This window comes from Streptomyces sp. ISL-87, from assembly GCF_018614095.1.
Taxonomy (GTDB): domain Bacteria; phylum Actinomycetota; class Actinomycetes; order Streptomycetales; family Streptomycetaceae; genus Streptomyces.
The window spans coordinates 1-18,030 of record NZ_JAGGOY010000099.1 but is presented as its reverse complement, the minus strand read 5'-3'; the positions used below and the strand labels follow the sequence as shown (position 1 = coordinate 18,030).

The 18,030-nt window shown below is 74.2% G+C and carries 10 protein-coding genes; 4 read left to right on the top strand and 6 right to left on the bottom strand.

Going from position 1 to position 18,030, the window contains the following annotated elements:
• Both J7I97_RS30940 and J7I97_RS30935 read right to left on the bottom strand, forming a co-directional pair.
• A partial coding sequence (locus J7I97_RS30940; RefSeq protein WP_251059323.1) for an acyclic terpene utilization AtuA family protein occupies positions 1-1,679 on the bottom strand: 1,679 nt, incomplete at its 3' end.
• Positions 1,676-2,476 carry a TIGR03084 family metal-binding protein gene (locus tag J7I97_RS30935; protein ID WP_214941533.1) on the bottom strand — a complete coding sequence of 267 codons (801 nt, stop codon included), beginning with the start codon at positions 2,474-2,476 and terminating at the stop codon, positions 1,676-1,678. The genes J7I97_RS30940 and J7I97_RS30935, both read right to left, overlap by 4 nt.
• 353 nt (positions 2,477-2,829) lie before the next feature.
• Between J7I97_RS30935 and J7I97_RS30930 the strand changes: the two genes are divergently transcribed.
• Positions 2,830-4,467 carry an alpha/beta fold hydrolase gene (locus J7I97_RS30930; protein WP_214941529.1) on the top strand — a complete coding sequence of 546 codons (1,638 nt, stop codon included), beginning with the start codon at positions 2,830-2,832 and terminating at the stop codon, positions 4,465-4,467.
• Between the two features lie 107 nt (positions 4,468-4,574).
• On the opposite strand, the gene J7I97_RS30925 is transcribed toward J7I97_RS30930, so the two are convergent.
• On the bottom strand, positions 4,575-5,570 hold the full coding sequence (locus tag J7I97_RS30925) for a DMT family transporter (RefSeq protein WP_214941527.1): 996 nt from the start codon (positions 5,568-5,570) through the stop codon (positions 4,575-4,577).
• 48 nt (positions 5,571-5,618) lie between these two features.
• Positions 5,619-8,555: an FAD-binding and (Fe-S)-binding domain-containing protein gene (locus tag J7I97_RS30920; RefSeq protein WP_214941525.1), complete on the bottom strand. Its 2,937-nt coding sequence runs from the start codon at positions 8,553-8,555 to the stop codon at positions 5,619-5,621.
• 50 nt (positions 8,556-8,605) lie between these two features.
• Between J7I97_RS30920 and serC the strand changes: the two genes are divergently transcribed.
• Both serC and J7I97_RS30910 read left to right on the top strand, forming a co-directional pair.
• Positions 8,606-9,727 (top strand): phosphoserine transaminase, encoded by a 1,122-nt coding sequence (serC, locus tag J7I97_RS30915; RefSeq protein ID WP_214941523.1) that lies wholly within the window; start codon positions 8,606-8,608, stop codon positions 9,725-9,727.
• Positions 9,728-9,876: 149 nt separating this feature from the next.
• Positions 9,877-12,996, top strand: a complete 3,120-nt coding sequence (locus J7I97_RS30910) for a sacsin N-terminal ATP-binding-like domain-containing protein (RefSeq protein ID WP_374103588.1) — start codon at positions 9,877-9,879, stop codon at positions 12,994-12,996.
• A gap of 49 nt (positions 12,997-13,045) precedes the next feature.
• On the opposite strand, the gene J7I97_RS30905 is transcribed toward J7I97_RS30910, so the two are convergent.
• The gene (locus J7I97_RS30905) at positions 13,046-14,038 is read right to left on the bottom strand and encodes a DUF5937 family protein (RefSeq protein ID WP_214941518.1); all 993 of its coding nucleotides are present in this window, start codon (positions 14,036-14,038) and stop codon (positions 13,046-13,048) included.
• A 95-nt stretch (positions 14,039-14,133) separates the two neighbouring features.
• Here J7I97_RS30905 and J7I97_RS30900 point away from each other — a divergent pair, with 95 nt between their 5' ends.
• The gene (locus J7I97_RS30900; protein WP_214941515.1) at positions 14,134-15,330 is read left to right on the top strand and encodes an MFS transporter; all 1,197 of its coding nucleotides are present in this window, start codon (positions 14,134-14,136) and stop codon (positions 15,328-15,330) included.
• 91 nt (positions 15,331-15,421) lie between these two features.
• On the opposite strand, the gene J7I97_RS30895 is transcribed toward J7I97_RS30900, so the two are convergent.
• A complete protein-coding gene (locus J7I97_RS30895) occupies positions 15,422-17,908 on the bottom strand; it encodes an HAD-IC family P-type ATPase (protein ID WP_214941512.1) in 2,487 nt (828 codons plus the stop codon).
• Between the last annotated feature and the right edge of the window lie 122 nt (positions 17,909-18,030).

Genomic DNA, 18,030 nt, shown 5'->3' with positions numbered 1-18,030 from the left:
GGTGGCGGTGCGGGGGGCGTGGGGGTGGGCCCGGTCCAGCGGGTGGGTGTGGTGCGCTGCAGGGGAGCTGCTGGGGGCTCCGCCCCAAGACCCCCGCGCCTCAAACGCCGGCGGGGCTGGATGTGGCTGAGCTGGGTTGGGCTGGGGTACGGGGTGGGCTGCTGTGTGGGAGTTGCGGGGGCTCCGCCCCCGCACCCCCGCGCCTCAAACGCCGGCGGGGCTGGGTGGGTGCCCGCCTCGAACACCGGCGAGGGTGGGTGGGTGCCCGCCTCAAAAACCGGCGGGGCGGGGTGGGTGCCCGCCTCAAAGGCCGGCCGGGAGGGGTGGGTGCCCGCCTCAGAAACCGGCAGGGCTGGGTAGCGGGGCGGGATGGGGAGGCGGGTGCCGTCTGGGAGGGCTGCCAGGTGGGGGGCGGCGGGGGGCGGGATGAGGGTTGAGGTGAAGACGCCGTAGGGCTGGGCCGGGCCGGGTGGGGCCGTTACGTGGAAGCCCGGGTAGCTCGACAGGGCGAGTTCGATGGCCTCGGACGTCAGGGCGCGGCCGACTCGGTCCGGGGACGGGTCCCGGACGACCAGGCGCAGGAGCGCGCTCGCGGTTTCCTGCGTCACGGCGTCCTGGTGGTCCGTGCGGGCGAGGGTCCAGGTCACGCTCTCCACCGGGGACAGCGCGTCCGACAGCTGGGACCGGACCAGGGCCGCCTTCTCCTCGATGTCCAGCCCCGTGAGGACGAACACCACCTCGTTGCGCCACCCCCCGATCCGGGTGACGCCCACCTTGAGGGTCTCGGGTGGGGGGTCGCCACGCACGGCGGAGACGCCGACGCGGTCGGGCCCGGCCGCCTCCGACAGGCGGATCGTGTCCAGGCGGGCCGTCACGTCCGGGCCCAGGTAAGCGGCTCCCTGGGTTTCGTAGAGGAGTTGGGCCGTGACGGTGCCGACGGACACCACCCCGCCCGTGCCCGGGTGTTTGGTGATGACCGACGAGCCGTCCTCCGAGATCTCCGCGAGGGGAAATCCCGGGCGACGGACGTCATGCGCGGTGAAGAAGGCGTAGTTGCCGCCGGTGGCCTGGGTGCCGCACTCCAGTACGTGTCCGGCGACCACCGCCCCGGCCAGCCGGTCGTAGTCGTCCGGGGCCCAGTCGAACCACCACGCCGCCGGGCCGCTCACCAGCGCCGCGTCCGTGACCCGGCCGGTCACCACCACGTCCGCGCCCGCCCGCAGGCACGCCGTGATGCCGGCCCCGCCGAGGTAGGCGTTGGCCGTCAGGGCGCCTTCCTCGAACGGCATCAGGTCGTCGCCCTCGACGTGGGCGACGGAGACGGGGATGGCGAGCCTGGCCGCCAGGGCGCGGACCGCGTCCGCCAGTCCCGCCGGGTTGAGGCCGCCGGCGTTCGCCACGATCCGCACGCCCCGCTCGTGCGCGATGCCGAGGCACTCCTCCAGCTGGCGCAGGAAGGTCTTCGCGTAACCGAGGTCCGGGTTCTTCAGGCGGTCGCGGCCGAGGATCAGCATCGTCAGCTCGGCCAGGTAGTCGCCGGTCAGCACGTCCAGGGGGCCGCCGGTCAGCATCTCGTGCAGGGCGGTGAAGCGGTCCCCGTAGAAGCCCGACGCGTTGCCGATGCGGAGCGGGCGGCGGGGGCCGCGGGGGCGGCGGGGGCCGAGCGGGTCGCGGGTCATCGGGGGGGTCCCGGGGGTCGGCCCGGGCCCGCCGGGCCCGCGAAGGCCTGGGCGATGTCCAGCCAGCGGTCGGCGTCCGGGCCGGTGGCCACCAGCGCCACATCCGCCCGGTGCGCCCGCTGGGTCACCAGCAGGCAGAAGTCGAGCGCCGGGCCCGTGATGCGCTGCGCGGCGTCCGCCGGACCGTAGGCCCAGACCTCCGAGCCGGACGGGGCCACCAGCTCCACCCGGAACTCCTCCGCCGGCGCCGGCAGGCCCCGTACCGCATAGGCGTAGTCCCGGGCCCGTACGCCGATCCGGGCCACGTGCCGCAGCCGGGCGGTGGGGGTGCGCCGTACGCCCAGCGCGTCGGCGACGTCCTGGCCGTGCGCCCAGGTCTCCATCAGCCGGGCACTGGCCATCGACGCGGCCTTCATCGGCGGCCCGTACCAGGGGAACCGGGCATCGGGAGAGGCCACGGCGAGCGCCTCGTCGAGGGCGGCGCGCGCGGCCCGCCAGCGGGTCAGCAGCTCGGCGGGCGGCAGTTCGGCGCCCTCGGCCGCGCCCTCGTCGACGAAGGTGTCGGGGGCCGCCAACGCCTCCTCGACCATGCGGCCGAAGCCGGCGGGGTCGGTGAGGGACAGCAGCGCGGCGCGGTCGGTCCAGTGCAGGTGGGCGATCTGGTGGGCGACGGTCCAGCCGGGCGCGGGGGTGGGCTTCGCCCAGCCGGGCTCGGACAACTCCCCTACCAGGGCATCGAGTTCCCGGCCCTCCTCCCGTAGATCGGCGAAGACGGCGACAGCGGACGGATCGAGCACGGTACGGCTCCCCTCTCGGCGTGAGGGGCAGCGTGGCAGCCGCGCGTAAAACAATCAAGCGTGCTTGCATGATTTGATGTGCGGTTGGCGCCTTCGCGCCAGTGGCGTCAATCTCCGGACGGGGTGAGGGATTTGGCGCGCCGGCTGCTCTCGGCAGGCCCGGGGCATGCTGGGGGCCGCCCGCTCTGCGGGGTGATTTCAGACGTACGCCGGAAAGCCGGTAAACGTCACCGATGTCGGGGCCAATACTGAATGCTCCGCTCCGGGCCCAGGGCACCGCAGACGCACACGCACACGCACACGTTCATGACACTCGACGCGCTCCACGCGCTCGGCGAAGAGGATGAACTGACGTGAACTCAGCTGACTTCTCCGGCCAGTCGCTCCATTCCGCCTCCCTCTATCCCGAACTCGACGCGACCGCCCTCACCGCCTTCGCCGCCGCCCTGGAGACCGGCGACCTCACCGGCCTGTCCCCCGCCCGCGCCGCCGAGGTCGCCGAGGCCCGGTCCGTCGCCGTCTTCAGCCGCGGCAAGGTGACCGGCGCCGACGGGGATCTGCTCGACGCCGCGCTGTGGCGGCACACCGGGCTCCGGCCGCGGCCGGTGATCGTGATGCCCTCGCCGTGGACGAACCTGGGCTGGCTCGCGTACGCCGTCCAGGCCACGCTGTTCGCGACCCGCGGCTACAACGTCCTCGCGTACACCGCCCGCGGCTTCGCCGGCTCGCAGGGCGAGGTCGACGTCGCGGGCCCGCTCGACATCGCCGACGGCAGCCGCGCCCTCGACCACATCGTCGAGCGCACCGCGGGCCCGGTCACGAAGGTGGGCTTCCTCGGGGACTCCTACGGCTCCGGCATCAGCCAGCTCGTCGCCGCGCACGACACCCGCGTCGACGCGGTGGCGGCGCTCAGCACCTGGGGCGACCTCGGGGAGGCGTTCTACGAGAACTCCACCCGCCATGTCTCCGCCGTACAGGCCCTGCTCGGCGCGGCGGCGCGGGCCCGGCTGAGCCCGCAGACGCAGAGCATGTTCGAGAACGTGCTGGCCAACCGGGACATCGACGGCACCCTGCGCTGGGCGGAGGCGCGCTCGCCGTTCACCCACGTCAAGGAGCTCAACCGGCGCCAGGTGCCGGTGTTCTTCGCGCACGCCTGGCACGAGACGCTCTTCCCGGGCAACCAGACCCTGAGGATGTTCAACGAGCTCACCGGCCCCAAGCGCCTCGACTTCTCCATCGGCGACCACTCCGGGCCCGAGATGAGCGGCATGCTCGGCCTGCCCAACCGGATCTGGACGGACGCCCACCGCTGGTTCGACCACCACCTCAGGGGCATCGACAACGGCATCGGCGCCGAGGGCCAGGTACTCAGCGAGGTCATGTGGAGCCAGGCCCTGGAGCCCCGCCCCACCTGGCACGCCCTCACCGAGGAGGTGCGCCGGCTGTACCTGGTGGGCGGCGGGGATCTGGCCCGGGAGCCAGAGGCCGGCTGGAGCGTGGGCGTGCTGTGCGGGGTGGACACCCCGGCGACGGTGGCCGAGGAGATCGTGAAGTCCGGGTACGCGGAGATCGCCGGGCGCCCGAAGAGCTACCCGACCGGCGACATCGACCGCACCGTCGCCGCGGTGTGGGCCTCGGCGCCGGTGGAGGAGATCACCCGGTTGCGCGGCATACCCCGGCTGCGTGTCACGTACCGGGCGGCGAACCCGCGGTCGAGCTTCGTCGCGTACCTCTTCGACGTGGCGCCCGACGGGTCGGCGTACATCGTCACGCACGCCCCGTACACCGATCTCGGCTCGGCGGCCGACAGCCTGGTCGGGGCGGACATCGAGCTCCAGGCCACGGCGTACGACGTCCCGCGCGGGCACCGCCTGATGCTGGTGGTCGATGCCAGGGACCCGTTCTACGGGGAGGCCAACCTGCCGCGCGCGACGCTGGCGTTCACTTCGCCGGAGGCCACGCCGTCGTACCTGGACCTGCCGCTGGGGTGAGGGGGGCCGACGGGGTGTGCCCGCCCGGCCGGTCCCCTGCGGCCCGGCCGGGCGGGCACACCAGGGCCCGGGGCCTCAGCGCCTCAAGGCCCCAGGGCCTCAGGGCCTCAAGCCGCCTTCGCCCGCTTGCGGGTCTGGGAGCGGACCGCGCCCATGCTCGCCGCGATGACCAGGGCGATGGCCAGCGCGTCCAGCACGGACATGGCCTGGTTCAGGACCAGGAAGCCCGCGGTGGCGGCGATCGCGGGCTCCAGGCTCATCAGGATCGCGAAGGTGGGGGCCGGGAGGCGGCGCAGGGCCAGCAGTTCCAGGGTGTACGGGAGGACCGAGGAGAGGACCGCCACGCCCAGGCCGAGGGCCAGGGTGCTCGGGACGAGGAGGTCCGAGCCCGCCTCGATCACGCCCAGGGGCAGCGACAGGACCGCCGCCACGGCCATCGCCAGGGCCAGGCCGTCCGCCTGCGGGAAACGCCGGCCGGTACGCGCGCTGAAGACGATGTACGCCGCCCACATCCCGCCCGCCCCGAGGGCGAAGGCGGCGCCCAGCGGGTCGAGGCCGCCGAAGCCGCCCCCGCCGTGGCTGGACAGCAGCACGACACCGGCCAGGGCGAGGCCCGCCCACAGCAGGTTCACCAGGCGGCGGGAGACGATCACCGAGAGCGCCAGGGGGCCCAGGACCTCCAGGGTGACCGCCGGGCCGAGCGGGATGCGGTCGATCGCCTGGTAGAAGAGGCCGTTCATGCCGGCCATGGTCACGCCGAACCACACCACGGTGGTCCAGTCCGAGTGCGTGTACCCGCGCACCTTCGGCCGGCACAGGAGCAGCAGCACCAGTGCCGCCGCGGCCAGCCGCAGCGTGACCACGCCCGCCGCACCGGCCCTCGGCATGATCATGACCGCGAGAGCGGCGCCGAACTGCACCGAGACCCCTGCGGCGATGACCAGCGCGACCGGCCCCAGGCCGCCGCCGCCCGTCGCCGGGGCCGGCGCCGTGGCCGAGGCCGAGGCGGCGGGGGCTGAGGCGGCGGTTGCCGAGGTGGCGGGGGCCGTCGGAGTGGAGCTCGTCGGGGTGGGGGTCGTCGGGGCCGAGGAGGGTGCGGGCATGGATCCAGACTAAGGGCTTACGTAAGGGCCATGGGCCCGTGTTTTTCCTTACACAGGCCCCCTGGCTGCGGTTTCGTCCGTCACCGCCCCGCCCATCGCCTCCGCGAGGAGTTCCGCCAGGTGCCGCCCCCGGTGCGGTGAGAGCTGCGCGATCTGCGTACGGCAGGAGAAGCCGTCCGCCAGGATCGCCGTCCCGGCCCCGGCCGCCCGCAGCGACGGAAGGAGCTGTTCCTCCGCGCACGCCACCGACACCTCGTAGTGGCCCGGTTCGAAGCCGAAGTTGCCCGCCAGGCCGCAGCAGCCGCCGCTGAGCTCGCCGACGAGGCCGGCCCGCTCGCGCAGCCGGCGGTCCGCCGTGTCGCCGAGGACCGCGTGCTGGTGGCAGTGGGTCTGGCCCGCCACCGGCCGGTCGAGGCGCGGCGGCTGCCACTGCGGGGCGTACTCCTCCAAGGCCTCCGCGAAGGTCCGTACGGACGCTGCCAGCCGGGTTGCCCGCGGGTCGTCGGGGAGGAGGGCGGGGAGGTCGGTACGCAGGGCGGCCGCGCAGCTCGGTTCGAGGACGACGACGGGGGTGGCTGCCTCTGCGGGGGCGTCCAGTGCGAGGGCGTCCAGGGTGCGGTGGAGGACCTTGCGGGCGCGGTCGAGGCGGCCGGTGGAGATGTAGGTCAGGCCGCAGCAGACGGGGGCGGGGGGTACGGCCACCCCCAGACCGGCCGCCTCCAGGACACGGACCGCCGCGCGGCCGGTCTCGGGGGACAGGTGCTCCGTGAAGGTGTCCGGCCAGAGCGTGACGGTCGCCGTGGGGGGCGCCGTGGGGGGCACCATGGGGGGCCGGGGGCCCTGCGGGCGGCCTTCCCCTCCCCGCCCCTTCCCGAAACCGGGACTCCGCCCCGGACCCCGCGCCTCGAACGCCGGCGGGGCTGGTTCTTCCCGCCGACGCCACCAGCGGGTGAAGGGCTCCGACGCCACCGCCGGGAGCGGCCGCTCCCGTACCAGGCCCGGCACCCGGAGCACCCGGCCCGCCGCGTTCACCAGGCGGGCCGCCCGCAGCATGGAGATCGCGCGGAGCCACTGCGGCAGCCCGCCCAGCGCGTAGTGCGCAACCGGCCGGATCCGGCCCGCCCAGTGGCGGTGCAGGAACTCCGCTTTGTACGAGGCCATGTCCACGCCCACCGGGCAGTCGCTGCGGCACCCCTTGCAGCCCAGGCACAGGTCGAGCGCCTCGGCGACCTCCGCCGAGCGCCAGCCGTCCCGAACGATCTCCCCGGCCAGCATCTCGTGCAGCAGCCGGGCCCGGCCGCGCGTGGAGTGCTGCTCCTCGCCCGTGGCCCGGTACGACGGGCACATCACCCCCGGCCCGCCCACCTCCGTGGAGCGGCACTTCGCGACGCCGACACACCGCGCCACCCCGTCCGGGAGGACCGTGTCCGACGGGGAGCCGCCGGGACCGGCACCGGGACCGGGCAGCACCGCAAAGCGGAGGTTCTCGTCCAGCCGCCCCGGCCGGACCAGCATCCCCGGGTTCATCCCGCCCGCCGGGTCCCACACGTCCTTGTACGCGCCGAACAGCCCGACCACCTCCGGCCCGTACATGCGCGGCAGCAGCTCGGCCCGGGCCTGCCCGTCCCCGTGCTCCCCCGACAGCGAGCCCCCGTGCGCAACCACCAGGCCGGCCAGCTCCTCCGAGAAGACCCGGAAGCGCCCGATCCCCGCCGCCGAGGCCAGGTCGAAGTCGATGCGTACGTGGACACAGCCCTCGCCGAAGTGCCCGTACGGGGATCCGTGCAGCCCGTGCCGCGCCAGCAGCGCCCGGAACTCCCGCAGGTACGCCCCGAGCCGGGCCGGCGGAACCGCGCAGTCCTCCCATCCCGGCCAGGCCATCGTGCCCCCGGGCCCCCGCGTCGCCGTGCCCGCCGCGTCCTCCCGGATCCGCCACAGCGCCCGCTGCCCCGCCGGGTCGCTCACCACCACCGAGTCGAGCGCGTCGGCGGCCCGTACGAGTGAGCGCGCCGCGCCCTCGTCCCGCATCTCCACGAACAGCCAGGCGCCCCCGCGCGGCAGTCCGGCCGCGCCCCCGACCAGGTCCTGCGCCATGCCCTCGACGGTGAGCGGGCCGTACGGGAGCAGGCCGGCCGCCGCGTCCGCCGCCGCGCTCTCGTCGGCGTACCCGAGCACCGCGAGCACCGGCGCGCGCGGCGCTTCCACCAGGCGCACCACTGCCTCCGTCACCACCCCGAGCGTGCCCTCGCTCCCGCAGAACGCCCGCGCGAGCTGTACGCCCCGCTCGGGCAGGAGGGCGTCCAGGCCGCCGTAGCCGGAGATGCGCCGGGAGAAGCCGCCCGAGAGACCCGTACGCAGGACGGCGAGGTTGGCCGCCACCAGTTCCCGCAGGCCCTCCGGTGCGCCCGCCCAGCCGGTGCCGATGCGGTGCGCGGAGCCTCCGTACGCCGTCACGGCCAGCTCCGCAACGTTGTCCGCGGTGGTCCCCCAGGCCACCGAGTGGGCCCCGCACGCGTTGTTGCCGATCATCCCGCCGAGGGTGCAGCGGGAGTGCGTGGAGGGGTCCGGTCCGAAGGTCAGCCCGTACGGGCGCACCGCGTCCCGCAGCCGGTCGAGCACCAGCCCCGGCTGGACCACGGCGGTGCGGGCCCCGGGGTCCACCGACACCACCGCGTTCATGTGCCGGGTGAGGTCCAGCACCACGCCGGTGCCCGTCGCCTGGCCCGCGATGGAGGTGCCGCCGCCGCGCGGTACGACGGGGACGCCCGCCTCGGCGCAGATCCGCAGCGCGGTGGCCACGTCCTCGGCGTCGCGCGGGGCCGCCACGCCCACCGGGACGCGGCGGTAGTTCGAGGCGTCCATGGTCATCAGGGCCCGTGCGGCCACGCCGAAGTCCACCTCCCCGCGCAGGTTCGCCCGCAATGTCCGCTCAAGTTTCCCGGGTGACGTCACAGACCCACCCTCCCCCGTCCCGGCGCGTCTCATCCGGTGGACGCGCCTCCGAAGCGCGGGCCGGGACCCGATACGCTCCGCTCGTGGCTGAGATCCAGATTCCCGCTGACATCAAGCCCGCCGACGGACGCTTCGGCGCGGGCCCCTCCAAGGTGCGGACCGAGGCGCTCGACGCGCTCGCCGCCACCGGAACCTCCCTGCTCGGAACCTCGCACCGCCAGGCCCCGGTCAAGAACCTGGTCGGCTCCGTGCGTCAGGGTCTCCGGGACCTCTTCTCCCTCCCCGAGGGCTACGAGGTGATCCTGGGCAACGGCGGCTCCACCGCCTTCTGGGACATCGCGACCGCCGGGCTGATCGAGAAGAAGTCGCAGCACCTCACCTTCGGTGAGTTCTCCTCCAAGTTCGCCACCGCCGCGAAGCTCGCGCCGTGGCTGGACGCGCCGTCCGTGATCTCCTCCGAGCCGGGCACGCACCCCGAGCCGGTCGCCGAGGCGGGCGTGGACGTGTACGCGTACACCCACAACGAGACCTCGACGGGTGTCGCGGCGCCGATCAAGCGGGTCGCGAACGCCGACGCCGGGTCCCTCGTCCTGGTGGACGCGACCTCGGGCGCCGGCGGTCTGCCGGTGGACATCACCGAGACCGACGTCTACTACTTCGCCCCGCAGAAGTCCTTCGCCTCGGACGGCGGCCTGTGGCTGGCCGCGTTCTCCCCGGCGGCCCTGGAGCGCGCGGCGCGCGTCCACGCGTCCGGCAGCCGGCACATCCCGGAGTTCTTCTCGCTGCCGACGGCGATCGACAACTCGCTGAAGAACCAGACGTACAACACCCCGGCGCTGGCCACCCTCTTCCTGCTGAACCAGCAGCTGGAGTGGATGAACAGCCAGGGCGGCCTGGAGTTCACCACCGGTCGTACGGCGGCCAGCGCGCGCAACCTCTACGGCTGGGCGGAGGCGTCGAAGTACGCGAACCCGTTCGTCGTGGACGCCGACAAGCGTTCCGCCGTCATCGGCACCATCGACTTCTCCGACGACATCGACGCGGCCGCGGTCGCCAAGGTGCTGCGCGCCAACGGCATCGTGGACACCGAGCCGTACCGCAAGCTCGGCCGCAACCAGCTGCGCATCGCGATGTTCCCGGCGATCGACCCGGCGGACGTGCAGGCGCTGACCGCGTGCGTCGACTACGTGATCGAGAAGCTCTGACGGCATCCGCTCTGACGGCATCCGCGCGAAAGCCCCCGGTGACCTGTCACCGGGGGCTTCGTCGTTCGGCAGGGCCGCACGCGATACCTTCAGGAGGTTCGTCCGGGGCAGTTCGGGGCCCAGCAATTCTTGGAGGCAGCGGCGTGAGCGTGCGAGTGACGGCGGCCCAGAGCGGCGTGGACCCCTTCGGCACGGCCCGGCTGCGGCGCGGGGTGCTCGACGCGTGGGGCGCGGGCCCGGCCCGCTTCCGTGAGGACGCCAACGCCGAGGAGGACCTGGCGCTCGGCGGCTACCGCGACCGGCTGGTCGTGGAGCTGGCCCAGAACGCCGCCGACGCCGCCGCCCGGGCGCAGGTGCCGGGCCGGCTGCGGCTGACCCTGCACGCCGGCGAGGGCGGGCACGGTGTGCTGGCCGTCGCCAACACCGGCGCCCCGCTGGACGCGACCGGAGTGGAGTCGCTGAGCACCCTGCGGGCCTCCGCCAAGCGGGAGTCCGGGGCCGGCTCGGGCGAGACCGTGGGCCGGTTCGGCGTCGGTTTCGCGGCCGTGCTCGCGGTGTCCGACGAGCCCGCCGTACTCGGCCGCCACGGCGGTGTCCGCTGGTCCCTCGCCGAGGCCCGCGAGCTGGCCCGGGACGCCGCCACCGGCAGCCCCGGGCTCGGCGACGAACTGCGCCGCCGCGACGGACACGTCCCGCTGCTGCGGCTGCCGTTGCCCGCCGAGGGCACCGCGCCCGACGGATACGACACCGTCGTGGTCCTCCCGCTGCGCGACGCCCCCGCCGAGGACCTGGTGGAGCGGCTGCTGGCCGGCATCGACGACGCCCTGCTGCTGACCCTGCCGGGGCTGCACGAGGTCATCGTGGACACGCCGGGCGGGGGCAGCCGGACGCTGTACCGGCGCACCGACGGCCCGTACACCGTCATCGAGGACTCCCTCAGGGGCGAGAACCGCTGGCGCACCGTCCGCCACAGCGGCCCCATCGAGCGCGTCCTGCTCGCCGACCGGCCCGTCGAGGAGCGGCTGCGCCCCACCTGGACGGTGTCCTGGGCCGTGCCCGTCGACACCGACGGTGCGCCCCTGCGCCCGGCCACCGTGCCCGTGGTGCACGCCCCGACCCCGACCGACGAGCCGCTGGGCATCCCGGCGCTGCTCATCGCGACGCTGCCGCTGGACACCTCCCGCCGGCACCCCGCGCCCGGGCCGCTGACCGACTTCCTGGTGGAGCGGGCGGCGGACGCCTACGCCGAACTCCTCGGCGCCTGGGACCCGGTGAGCACCGCGCTCGTGGACCTCGTACCGGGCCCGCTCGGCAAGGGCGAGCTCGACGGGGCCCTGCGCGCGGCCGTGCTCCACCGGCTCCCCCGTACCGCCTTCCTGGCACCGGCGGCCCCCGCCGAGGACACGGAGGAGCGGGCCGCGCTGCGCCCCTTCGAGGCCGAGGTGGTGGAGGGCGCGGGCGCCGACACCGTGCGGGTCCTCGCCGAGGTGCTGCCGACCCTGCTGCCCGCCGGGCTGGAGCGCCGCCCCGAGCTGCGCACCCTGGGCGTGGGCCGGCTCCCGCTGGGCGATGCCATCGAGCGGATCGCGGGCATCGAACGCGCCCCGGAGTGGTGGCACCGGCTCTACGACAGCCTGGCCGGGGTGGACCCCGACCGGCTGTCCGGGCTGCCCGTTCCGCTGGCCGACGGCCGCACCGCCATCGGGCCGCGGCACATCCTGCTGCCCGGCGCGGACACCCCGGAGAGCCTGGCCCGGCTGGGGCTCAAGGTGGCCCACCCGGACGCGGCGCACCCGCTGCTGGAGAAGCTGGGCGCGCTCCCGGCGACCCCCCGCGCGGTGCTGACCACCCCGCAGGTGCGGGCGGCCGTCGCGGGCTCGCTCGACGCCGGGGAGATCTGGGACGAGGACGCCCTCGACGCCGACGAGCTCGCCGAGGTGGTCCTGACCCTGGTCCGGGACGCCGACCTGTCCCCGGGCGACGAGCCCTGGCTGGGCGCGCTGGCCCTGCCCGACGAGGACGGCGAACTGACCCCCGCAGGCGAACTGCTGCTGCCCGGAAGCCCCCTCGCCTCCGTCATCCGGGAGGACGAAGTCCCGTACGTGGACCACGAGCTGGCCGCCCGATGGGACGGCGCCACCCTCACCGCCTGCGGGGTCCTGGCCACCTTCCAGCTGGTCCGCGCCACCGACGTGGTCCTGGACCCGGACGAACTGGAGCCCCGCGAGGGGGACTTCGCCGAGCCGGACGACGCGGGCCTGCTGGACGCGGTGGACGTGTGGTGCGAGGACGTACTGGACCAGCTCCCGGACACTCCGGTGCCGCCGGTGGCGACCGAGCTGATCGCCGTCCGCGATCTCGACCTGGTCGACGACGACTGCTGGCCGCAGGCCCTGGCGATGCTGGCGCAGCCGCCGCTGCGGGACGCCCTGACCCAGCCCGTGCGCATCCTGCTCCCGGACGGCACCACCCAGTCCGTCCGCCCGTACACCGCCTGGTGGCTGCGCGACCACCCGGTGCTCGACGGCCGCCGCCCGGCGGGCCTGCGCGCGGCGGGCGCGGACCCGCTGCTGGAGGGCCTGTACACCTCGGCGGACGCCACCGGGTTCGAGGACGAGCAGGTCCTGCGGGCGCTGGGGGTACGGACCACCGTGTCCGCCCTGCTCGACGAACCCGGCGGTGCGGCCGAGCTCCTGGGCCGCCTCGCCGACCCGGAGCGCGAGGTGCGGGGCGGCCAGCTGCACGCCCTGTACGGGGCGCTGGCCTACATGGACCCCGAGCAGGTCACCCTCCCGGACGAGCTGCGCGCGGTGGTGGACGGCGAGGTCCGGGTGGTGGACGCGGCCGACGCGGTGATCGCGGACGCCCCGGACCTGCTGCCCCTGACGGCCGGCCTGCCGCTGCTCCCGGTCTCCCCGGCCCGGGCGGCCGACCTGGCGGACCTCCTCCAGGTCCGGCGGCTCTCGGAGACGGTGCCCGCGGAGGTGACGACACCGGGCGAGGAGCACGACGTACCGGAGTCCGTGCTCCTGCTCCTGGGACCCTCGACGCCGCGCACGTACATCGAGCACGGGGAACTCGTCGCGGGCGGCACGGAACTGGACTGGCGCCGCACCCCGGACGGCGTCCTGCACGCGTCGACACTGGAGGGCGTGGCCGCGGGCCTGGCGTGGTCGGCGGGCCAGTGGCCGCGCCGCTTCGAGGTGGCGGCCCTCCTGGAGGACCCGTCCCGCACGGCGGAACTGGCCCGCGACCGCTGGTTCGACTAGGGGCGTCCGGCCCTGATCCGCCGGACACCCCCGAAGGCCGGTGCGCGGCCTAAGGAGCGGGCACCGGGGTGAGCAGCGCGTCCGCGACGGCCGTTCGGGCGTACAGCACCGAGCGGCCGTTGCGGTGGGCGGTGACCAGCCCCGCGTTACGCAGGGCCGTGAGGTGCTGGGAGACCCCGGCGGCGGACAGGCCGCTGTTCCGGGCGAGCTGTGTGGTCGAGGCCGGGATGTCAAGTTCGGCCAGCAGGTGGGCGCGGGAGCGGCCGAGGACCGCGGCGACGGCGTCGGCCGCGGGGCCGGCCGTCCGGGGTTCCCACAGATTGCCGATCCCGCGGGCCGGATACGCCAGTTGGGGTGGCTCGGGCGCCACGGACCGGGTCAGGACGCGCGGCCAGGCGAAGGCGGAGGGCACCAGCAGCAGTCCGGAACCCGCCTGGTCGCGGGTCAGGGAGCAGTGCCGGCGGACCAGGTGCAGGGTGCCCTCGTCCCACCGCACGGAGTCGTGGAGTTCGTTCAGGAGGTGGGCGGCGCCGTGCTCGGCGACCTGCCGGGCGCGGTGGAACAGGTCGGCTTCGAGCAGCTGCCGGATGCGGGCCCAGTAGGGCGCGAGGGCGAGCTCCCAGTACGTCTCGATCTCCGCGGCGACCTTCTCCAGCGCCGCCTCGGGCTCCTCGTGGAGCAGGCGCAAGCGCGGTGACATACCTGACTTGAGCCGCAGCATGGCGATGTCGGTACGCACCTGCTCGGGGCTGCTGCGGCGGATGGCCTCCAACTCGGCGGACAGTTCGGGGAAGGGTCCGGCCGGGGTCGGGTTGAGGAGGTCCGCCAGGTAGCCGTGCCCCGGGATCAGCGCGGCCAGCCAGCCCCGGTCCAGCCCCGCGTGCAACAGCCGGGGCCGCACCTGGGCGGCCCAACGGCGGTGCAGAGGCGGCTCGTCCGACTCCTGCAGCAGCCGGAAGCTGGTGACGACCTCCCACATCGGTGAGACCGCGAACCGGGTCTGCGCCAGGTCCGTCGCGGAGAAAGTGAGCCCCGACTCCATGTACGTGCCCCCGTGGATCCGTTCAACCGGCTGGCTGGATTCGGTCTGAGCTTAATCAATACGGCGCAGGGGGTGGGGGCGCGCAGGATCCGGGCATGCTCTCCACCTTCCGCGGACTCCCGCCCACCGTCTGGACCGTCTTCGCCGGCACGATCGTCAACCGGCTCGGCTACCTGGTCACCCCGTTCCTGGTGTTCCTGCTGGCCGACCGGGGGGTCACCGGGACCGAGACCTCGTACGTACTCGGAGCGCTCGGGGCGGGCAATCTGCTCGGCCCGGCCCTCGGCGGAGTGCTCGCCGACCGGATCGGCCGCCGTCCGACCATGCTCATCGGGCTCATCGGCGCGGCGGCGGCGCAGGGCGCGCTGTTCCTGGCTCCGGGCGTGGCGACGATGGCCGCCTCGGCGCTGCTGCTGAGCGCCGCCGCCGCGACGGTCGGCCCCGCCGCCTACGCTCTGATGGCCGACTCGGTGGACCCGGAGCGGCGGCAGCGGGCGTACGCCCTGTTCGGCTGGGGCATCAACATCGGCACGGCCGTCGCGGGTGTGCTCGGCGGTTTCCTGGCGGCGCACGGGTACTGGCTGCTCTTCGCGGTCGACGCCGGGACCATGCTGATCTACGCGGCCGTGGTCGCGACCCGGCTGCGCGAGCCGCGGCGGGCGCCTTCGGCCCCGGCTTCGGGCGAAGGAGCGGGCCTGGGCTACGGGGTCGTCCTCCGGGACCGGCTGATGCTCGCCCTGCTCCCCCTCTTCGGCGTGCAGCTCTTCGTGTACTCGCTGACCGAGGTCGCGCTGCCGCTGGCCGTGCACGACAGCGGGCTCTCGCCGGCCGTGTACGGGGCGATGGCGGCGGTCAACGCGGTGCTCGTGGTGGCGCTCCAGCCGCTGGTGACGGGCGCTCTGGCCAAGCTGCCGCAGCTGCCGGTGCAGGCGGCGGGCGGCGCGCTGATCGCCGTCGGGGTGGCGCTGACCGGTCTCGCGGACTCGGTCGCGGGGTACGCGGCGTCGGTGGTCGTGTGGTCGCTCGGCGAGGTGGTCGTGGCCGGTATCGCGGCCTCCGTGGTCGCCAACCTCGCCCCGGCCACCGCCCGCGGCCGCTACCAGGGCGCCTTCAGCTGGACCTGGGGCCTCGCCCGCTTCGCGGCCCTCACCGTCGGCGTCACCCTCTACGCGGGCCTCGGCCCGGCCGCCCTGTGGTGGACGGCCCTCACCGCCGGCCTGCTCTCGGCGGCGCTGACCCTGACCCTGCGCCCCCGGGTGGCGGCCCGTATGGAACACGACCTCGCCGCCTGACGCTGTGACACCGGAGCCGGCGGCGCCCCGGGACGGTTCGGACCGCGCGGGGGGCGGCCCGAACCGTCCCGGGGCACCGCCGGGCCGGCCGTCAGGCCGGGAACTTCCGGTCGACCCAGCGGAAGGTGAATTCGATCAGGGCCGCCGCGGCCGCCGCGATGCCGACGGCGGTCCACGGCATCGCGGTGCCGACCAGCTTGAGCTCGAAGAACCTCTGCAGCCACGGCACCACCAGCACGATCAGGAACGCCAGCCCCATCGCCCCCACCAGCCCCACCCGCCACCACGTGTACGGCCGGGCAATGATCGCCAGGACCCACATCGAGGTCAGGAACAGCGTCAGCGTCGCCGCGCTGGTCTCGGCCTGGAGGGAACCCTCGCCGGTGTAGTGGTGGCGCGCCACCAGGTACGTCGCGAAGGTGGCCGCGGCCGCGATCGCGCCGCCGGGGATCGCGTACCGCATCACCCGTTTCACGAAGTGCGGCCTCGCCCGCTCCTTGTTCGGTGCCAGGGCCAGGAAGAAGGCGGGGATGCCGATCGTGAGGGTGGACAGCAGGGTCAGGTGGCGCGGCAGGAAGGGGTACTCGACCTGCGAGCAGACCACCAGGATGGCCAGCAGCACCGAGTAGACCGTCTTCGTGAGGAAGAGGGTGGCCACTCGGGTGATGTTGCCGATGACCCGGCGGCCCTCGGCGACCACCGAAGGGAGGGTGGAGAAGCTGTTGTTGAGGAGGACGATCTGAGCCACGGCCCGCGTCGCCTCCGAGCCGGAGCCCATGCTCACGCCGATGTCGGCGTCCTTGAGGGCCAGGACGTCGTTGACGCCGTCGCCGGTCATCGCGACCGTGTGGCCCTTCGACTGGAGCGCCCCGACCATGTCGCGCTTCTGCTGCGGGGTGACCCGGCCGAAGACCGCGTTCGCGTCGAGGACCTTGGCCATGTCGGCCTGTTCGGCCGGCAGCTTCCGCGCATCGACCGTGTTCTGCGCGCCCGGCAGCCCCAGCTTTCCCGCCACCGCGCCGACGGAGACCGCGTTGTCGCCGGAGATGACCTTCGCGTGGACCTTCTGGTCCTCGAAGTAGCGCAGGGTGTCGGCGGCGTCGGGGCGCAGCCGCTGCTCCAGGACGATCAGGGCGGTCGGCCTGACCCCGGCGGCCACGGCCGGGTCGTCGAGTTCGCGGGCGGACCGGGCGAGCAGGAGTACGCGCAGCCCCTGCTCGTTGAGGCCGTCGATCTCGTCCAGTGACGGGTCCCCGGCCGGGAGGAGTACGTCGGGGGCGCCGAGCAGCCAGGTGGAGTTCTCGCCGTCGCCCTCGCTGAAGCTGGCGCCGCTGTACTTGCGGGCGGAGGAGAACGGCAGCGACTCGGTGCAGCGCCATTCCGCGCTGTCCGGGTAGGCGTCGATGACGGCCTGGAGGCTGGCGTTGGGGCGCGGGTCGGACTCGCCGAGGGCACCGAGCACCTTCTTGACGTACGTCGGTTCCGCGCCGCCGAGGGGGCGCAGCTCGGTGACGTCCATGCCGCCCTCGGTGAGGGTGCCGGTCTTGTCGAGGCAGACCACGTCGACGCGGGCGAGGCCCTCGATGGCGGGCAGTTCCTGGACCAGGCACTGTTTGCGGCCGAGCCGGATGACGCCGATGGCGAAGGCGACGGAGGTGAGGAGGACGAGCCCCTCGGGGATCATCGGGACGATGCCGCCGACGGTACGGGCGATGGAGTCCTTGAGGTTGTTGTCCTTGACGACGAGCTGGCTGATGATCAGGCCGATCGAGGTCGGGATCATCATCCAGGTGACGTACTTGAGGATGGTGGAGATGCCGGAGCGCAGTTCGGAGTGGACGAGCGTGAAGCGGGAGGCCTCCTCGGCCAGCTGCGCGGCGTAGGCCTCGCGGCCGACTTTGGTGGCGGTGAAGGCGCCTCCGCCGGCGACGACGAAGGACCCGGACATGACCAGGTCGCCGGGTTTCTTCAGGACGGGGTCGGCCTCGCCGGTGAGCAGGGACTCGTCGATCTCCAGTCCCTCGGCCTCGCCGACGGCCCCGTCGACGACGACCTTGTCTCCGGGACCGAGCTCGATGACGTCGTCGAGGACGATCTCGGAGGTGGAGATCTCGGCGGTCCTGCCGTCGCGGCGGACGCTGGGTTTGGCCTCGCCGATGACGGCGAGGCTGTCCAGGGTCTTCTTGGCGCGCATCTCCTGGATGATGCCGATGCCGGTGTTCGCGATGATCACGTAGCCGAAGAGGCTGTCCTGGAACGGCGCGACGAGCAGCATCACCACCCAGAGCACGCCGATGATGGCGTTGAACCGGGTGAAGACGTTGGCGCGCACGATGTCGGTGGTGGAGCGCGAGGACCGGACGGGGACGTCGTTGACGGTGCCGCGGGCGACGCGCTCGGCGACTTCGGCGGTGCTCAGGCCGCCGGGCTTGAATCTGGGCGCGGGCGGCCGGACGGGGTGGACGGGGTCCAGCTCCGCCCCTGCGTCGATCGCGGTGCCGCCGGGGCCGGGGCCGGCGCCGGGGCCGCCGCCGTCCGGCTCCGGACCATCGGATTCGATCTTCGCCCGCTGCGTCATGCTTTCGACGTTAAAGGGGGTTCTGGCGGTTCACCCGCCGAGAAGTCCGAAGATCCGACTTCGGGACGACCCGAATCATCCCCGGGTAGGTTCGGACCGGGCCGGGGCCGGGCCGGGCCGGG